This window comes from Kitasatospora sp. NPDC056651, assembly GCF_042792155.1.
In the GTDB taxonomy this organism is placed as follows: Bacteria; Actinomycetota; Actinomycetes; order Streptomycetales; family Streptomycetaceae; genus Kitasatospora.
Genome location: NZ_JBHTWX010000163.1, coordinates 6,096 through 11,950 on the forward strand (window position 1 = coordinate 6,096; position 5,855 = coordinate 11,950).

4 protein-coding genes are annotated in these 5,855 nt (G+C 74.2%); 1 reads left to right on the forward strand and 3 read right to left on the reverse strand.

The features are described 5' to 3' along the window. Positions 1–265: 265 nt before the first annotated feature. Positions 266–2,842 (forward strand): CDP-glycerol glycerophosphotransferase family protein, encoded by a 2,577-nt coding sequence (locus tag ACFRAR_RS36565; protein ID WP_380704365.1) that lies wholly within the window; start codon positions 266–268, stop codon positions 2,840–2,842. Here ACFRAR_RS36565 and ACFRAR_RS36570 read toward each other — a convergent pair. Genes ACFRAR_RS36570 through ACFRAR_RS36580 form a run of 3 tightly spaced genes read right to left on the reverse strand, consistent with a single transcriptional unit; the run spans position 2,827 to position 5,771 of the window. Further along, a complete protein-coding gene (locus ACFRAR_RS36570; protein ID WP_380704367.1) occupies positions 2,827–3,381 on the reverse strand; it encodes a 2'-5' RNA ligase family protein in 555 nt (184 codons plus the stop codon). The genes ACFRAR_RS36565 and ACFRAR_RS36570 overlap by 16 nt on opposite strands. Then, positions 3,378–4,418 (reverse strand): tryptophan--tRNA ligase, encoded by a 1,041-nt coding sequence (trpS, locus tag ACFRAR_RS36575; RefSeq protein ID WP_380704369.1) that lies wholly within the window; start codon positions 4,416–4,418, stop codon positions 3,378–3,380. Before trpS ends, ACFRAR_RS36570 begins: the two co-directional genes overlap by 4 nt. A 30-nt stretch (positions 4,419–4,448) precedes the next feature. Further along, a complete protein-coding gene (locus ACFRAR_RS36580) occupies positions 4,449–5,771 on the reverse strand; it encodes a hemolysin family protein (protein ID WP_380704371.1) in 1,323 nt (440 codons plus the stop codon). Between the last annotated feature and the right edge of the window lie 84 nt (positions 5,772–5,855).

The window sequence follows — 5,855 nt, forward strand, 5'->3', positions numbered from 1 at the left end:
CGGGGGGGGGGGCGGGGCGGGGGGGGCCCCCGGTTCCCCCCCACGGGGGGGTTGGGCCCCGGGGCGCCCCCCACCACCCGGGGTGGGGGCCGCCTCCGCGTTTTCCGGAACCGTCCGGGCCGGGAGCCGCCAGAACGCCCGAACCATTTCCGGACCGGCGTTCCCGTAAATGAATTCCCCCGGGAATCTCGAAAAGGCGTGCAATTGACCCGGACGCCGTTTCCGGCTGGGATGTGACTTTCCCTCCGAAGGGACTGCCACCACCATGCCCGTGCTCACCCGGCTGGTCCTGCCGCACGCCGCTCCTCCGACGGCCGACCGCCGCCGAGCCGGCGACCGGGACGTCGACTTCGGGCTGCTGCGCGCCCACTGGCAGCGCCGCGGTCTGGAGCTCACCGGCTTCGCCCGCCCGCGCGGCCGGGACACCGGCCGGCCCGGCTCCGCCTGGACCTGGCTGACCCTGCGCCACGAGGACGGGGCCGAACCGCCGCTGCACCTGCGCTCCCGGCCCCGCCGGCTGCCCGAGGTCACCGACGACAGCGCGCAGCCCGAGCACAACCACGACTGGTCCGGCTTCACCGCGCTGATAGCCCCCGGCCGGCTGCGCCGCGGCGGCCACTGGCTGCTCGGCGACTGGCGGATCGAGGCCACGCTCTTCACCCGCCCGCGCCCCACCCGGGTGCGCCGCCAGTACGGCACCCTCGCGCCGCACTGGTGCGGCTCCGGCGAGTACCCGCCGGCCCGCTGGGTGGACCCCGAGGTCCGGCTCCAGCCCTACTTCGCGGACGGCCGGCTGCGGCTGCGCCTGGAACGCCCGGCCGTCCGGATCACCCGGGCCGACCCGGCCCCCGACGGCCTGGAGCTGAGCGGGATCGCCGCCGCCTGCCCCTCCGGCACCGTGCTGCGGCTGCGCCACCGGGAGAGCGACGCGGTGACCGGGCAGCCGCTCGCCCGCACCGGCAACACCTTCACCGTCCGGCTGCCGTACCGGCCGTTCACCGCCGACGGGCGCGGCCGCGGCGCGCCGGAGCACTGGGACGCCGAACTGCTGCGTCCGGACGGCGGCACCGAACCGCTCTGCCTGGACGAGCGCGGCGGCCCGGTGGCCGGCCAGCACCCGCTGCCCGGCGCCCCGGACCGGGTGCTGTACCTCAAGCACCTCGCCGACGGCCGGCTCCAGTTCTGCGTCCAGCCCGCGGCCGGCCTGGTCGACCGGATCGCCGTACGGGACGGCGGCTTCGAGTTGTCCGGCCACTGCCCGGCCGCGGACGGACTGGAGCTGGTGCTGCGGCACTCCGGCACCGCGGGCGAGGTCCGCGCCCCGCTCGCCACCGGCCCGGACGGCCGCTTCCTGGCCCGGGTGCCCGCCACCCGCACCGGTTCGGACGGCGCCGCGCTGCCACTGCGCAAGGGCCTCTGGGAGGCCGTGCTGGAGCCCGCCGGACGCCCCGGGGACGGCCGGCCGCTGCTCGCCGCACCCGCCGCGCTGCCCGCCGTGCCCGCCGCCACCACCGCCGGCGGCAAGCGGATCCTGCTGCAACGCCGTTGGCACGACACCCTGTTGGTGGACTCCACCCCGGTGCTCACCGCCACCGAGCGCAGCGCCTGGACGCAGCGGCGCCAGCGCACCGAGCACTACCCGGCCGCCCGCCGCGAGCCGCTGCGCGAGGCGGTGCTGTACGACGTGTTCGGCGGCCGCGGCTACGCCGACTCCCCGCGCGCGGTGCACGCCGAACTGGCCCGCCGGGGAGCCGGGTTGACGCACCTGTGGGTGGTCGACGACGCCCAGGCCGAAGTGCCGCCCGGGGTCGTCCCGGTGCGGATCTGGAGCCCGGAGTGGTACCGCGCGCTGGCCACCTGCCGGTACCTGGTCGGCAACACCCACTTCCCGGACTTCCTGGAGCGCCGCCCCGGCCAGGTCGTCGTGCAGACCTGGCACGGCTCACCGCTGAAGCGGATCGCCCACGACGTCGAGAACCCCTGGCTGGCCGACCGCGGCTACCTGGCGGCGCTCGACCGGGAGACCGCGCAGTGGAGCCTGCTGCTCTCCCCCAGCCCGTTCGCCACCCCGGTCCTGCGCCGCGCCTTCCGGTACCGCGGCGAGCTGCTGGAGTCCGGCTACCCGCGCAACGACGTGCTCGCCCGCCCGGACCCGCGCACCGTCGCGTCCGTCCGCCGCCGGCTCGGCGTCCCCGAGGGCCGGCGGATCGTGCTGTACGCGCCGACCTGGCGCGAGGACCAGCAGCGCGGCGACGGCGACGGCTTCCGGCTCGACCTGCGGCTGGACCTCGGCCACGCCCGGCGCCTGCTCGGCGCGGACCACGTGCTGCTGGTCCGTCCGCACGCGCACGTGCGCGAGCCGCTGCCGGGCGCCGGCGACGGGTTCCTGTACGACTGCGGGGACTACCCCGACCCGCAGGAACTGCTGCTGATCGCGGACGTCCTGGTGACGGACTACTCGTCGATCATGTTCGACTTCGCCATCACCGGCCGCCCGATGTACTTCTTCACCTACGACCTGGAGCACTACCGCGACACCCTGCGCGGCTTCTACTTCGACTTCGAGCCGAACGCCCCCGGCCCGTTGGTGCCGACCTCGGCCGCGCTGCTCGGCGCGCTGCGCGAACTCGCCGACGGCGGCGGCGCACTGCCGCCGGGCTACGCGGAGCGCTACCGGCGCTTCCGGGCCGAGCACTGCGGGCTGGACGACGGCGGCGCGGCCCGCCGGGTGGTCGACCGGATGCTCGAACTCGGGCGGGCTGCGGAACGGGCGGGGAGCCGGTCCGGGCGCCGGTCCGGGCGCCGGACCGCGAGCCGGGCCTGGGCTCAGCCGAAGGAGTAGGACCGCCAGGGCCGCCAGACCTCGTCCGCGTCGAAGCGGGAGAGGCCGAAGCCCGGCACCGGGAAGGCCGCCCGGAAGCCGCGCGCCTGCTCGTACGCCTGGTCCAGCACGTCGTCCGGCAGGCCGTGGGCCACCGTCACGTGCGGGTGGTACGGGAAGGCCAGCTCGCGGGCCAGCGGGCCGGAGCGGATGTCCGCCTCCAGCAGCCGGCACTCCTGCGCGCCCTCCTCGACCCGGACGTACACCACCGGGGAGACCGGGCGGAAGGTCCCGCCGCCGCGCAGCAGCATCCGGAACGGCCGGTGTGCGGCCGCCACCGCCGCCAGGTGCTCCTCGATCTTCGGCAGGTCCTCGGCGGGCACCTCGGTCGGCGGCAGCAGGGTGACGTGCGTGGGTATCGACCGGGCCAGCGGATCGCCGTGCCCGGCCCGGGCGTCCTGGACCGCCTTGCCGTACGGGTCCGGGACGCTCACGGACACGCCGATGGTGACGACCTCGGGGAGGTCGCCACCACCGGGCAGGTGCGTGAGGGGAGTCACCGCTTGGCGGCCGGGAGGAAGCCGATCCGGTCGTACACCGTCTCCAGCGTCACCGACGCCACCTCACGGGCCTTCTCGGCACCGATCGCCAGCACCCGGTCCAGCTCCGCCGGGTCGTCCAGGAAGCCGCGGGTGCGCTCCTGGAACGGCGTCACCCACTCGGTGAACAGCTCGGCCAGCTCGGTCTTCAGGGCGCCGTACATCTTGCCCTCGAAGTGCGCGACCAGCTGGTCGATCGTCTGGCCGCTGAGCGCGGAGTGGATGCGCAGCAGGTTGGAGACGCCGGCCTTCTCCTGCTCGTCGTAGGAGACGACGGTGCCGGTGTCGGTGACGGCGCTCTTGAACTTCTTGGCGCTGACCTTCGCCTCGTCCAGCAGGCTCACCAGACCCTTGGGCGAGGAGGCCGACTTGCTCATCTTCACGCCCGGGTCCTGGAGGTCCTGGATCTTCGCCGTCTCCTTGAGGATGTACGGCTTCGGGACCGTGAAGGTCGGGCTGTAGCGGGTGTTGAAGCGCTCGGCGAGGTCGCGGGTGATCTCCACGTGCTGGCGCTGGTCCTCGCCGACCGGGACGGCGTCCGCCTGGTAGAGCAGGATGTCCGCGATCTGCAGGACCGGGTAGGTGAACAGGCCGACGGTGGTGCCCTCGGCGCCGTACCGGGAGGACTTGTCCTTGAACTGGGTCATCCGGGAGGCCTCGCCGAACCCGGTGAGGCAGTTCATCACCCAGGCGAGCTGCGCGTGCTCGGGCACGTGCGACTGGATGAACAGCGTGCAGTTCTCCGGGTCCAGGCCGGCACCGAGCAGCTGGGCGGCGGAGACCCGGGTGTTCTCGCGCAGCGTCGCCGGGTCCTGCGGCACCGTGATGGCGTGCAGGTCGACCACCATGTAGAAGGCGTCGTTGTCCTTCTGGAGGTCGACCCACTGGCGCACCGCACCCAGGTAGTTGCCGAGGTGGAACGAGCCGGAGGTGGGCTGGATGCCGGAGAGCACCCGGGGACGGTCCTTGACCGGACCAGTGACCGCTGCGTTGACCATGCGGGCCATTCTTCCAGTTCCACGGCTCGCTCAGGAAACCTCCGCCCCCGGTGGTTCGGTCAGTGTGACCGCACTCACCCCCACCCGGGCGATCCGCCGGCCCTCGACCTTGGCCACCGTCAGCAGCACTCCGCCGCCCTCGACCGGGACGTGCACCTGGTCGCCGTCCCGGGGCAGCCGGCCGAGCGCGGCGACCAGGCAGCCGGCCACCGTCTCGTACGGGCCCTCGGGCAGGGTGACGCCGGTCTCCTCGGCGAAGTCGCCGAGGTTGAGCAGGCCGTCCAGTTCCATGCCGCCGCCGGCCAGCCGCCGGGTGGGGGCGGCCTCCGGGCTGTCGTACTCGTCCCGGATCTCGCCGATCACCTCCTCGACCAGGTCCTCCAGGGTGACGATCCCGGCGGTGCCGCCGTACTCGTCCACCACGATGGCCAGGTGGTGGCCCTCCCTGCGCATCTCGCCCATCGCCTCCAGCACCAGCTTGGTGCCGGGCAGCAGCTTGACCGGGCGGGCCAGGTCGCGGACCTTGGCGGCCTGCTCGCCGCGGGCGCCGTACAGGTCGCGGACGTGGACGAAGCCGACCACCGCGTCGGCGCTGCCCTCGACCACCGGGTAGCGCGAGTGCGGCGAGGTGTCGGCCTGCCGGCGGACGGCGGTCAGCGGGCGCTCGGCGTCCAGGAAGGTCACCTCGGTGCGCGGGACCATCACCTCGCGCAGCTGGCGCTCCCCGGCGGAGAACACATCGGCGATCAACGCCCGTTCGTCGCTTCCCAGTTCGGTGTTGGCGGCGACCAGGCCACGCAGTTCCTCGGAGCTCATCGAGCCGCGGCCGGCGGTCGGATCCCCGCCGAGCAGTCTGACCATCAGATTGGTGGAGTGGCCCAGCAGCCAGATCACCGGACGCAGCACCACCGACATCACATCCACCACCGGGGCCGCGATGACCGCGATGGACTCGGCGCGCTGCAAGCCGATCCGCTTGGGGGTCAGCTCGCCCAGCACCAGCGAGGCGTAGCTGATCGCCAGGGTGAGGCCGACCAGCGCCACCGCGTCGGCCACGCCCCGGGAGAGCCCGGCCCGGACGAACAACGGGGCGACCTTGCCGGCCAGGGTGTCCGCGCCGAAGGCGGCGGACAGGAAGCCCATGCAGGTCACCCCGACCTGGACGGCGGCCAGGAAGCGGTTCGGATCGGCGGCCAGGTGCGCGGCCCGGGCCGAGCGCCGGGTGCCGCGCGCCTCCAGCGTCCGGATCTGGCCCTCGCGCAGCGAGATCAGCGAGATCTCGGCGACGTTGAACAACCCGCCCAGCAGGATGAAGACGAGGACGAGTGCGGCGTCCCCGAGTGTTTCGTTCACAGCGGGCCAGTGTAGGGCGGCCGGTCCCGGCCGGGGCCGGACACGACGGCGGCCGGACACGACGGCGGCCGGACACGACGGCGG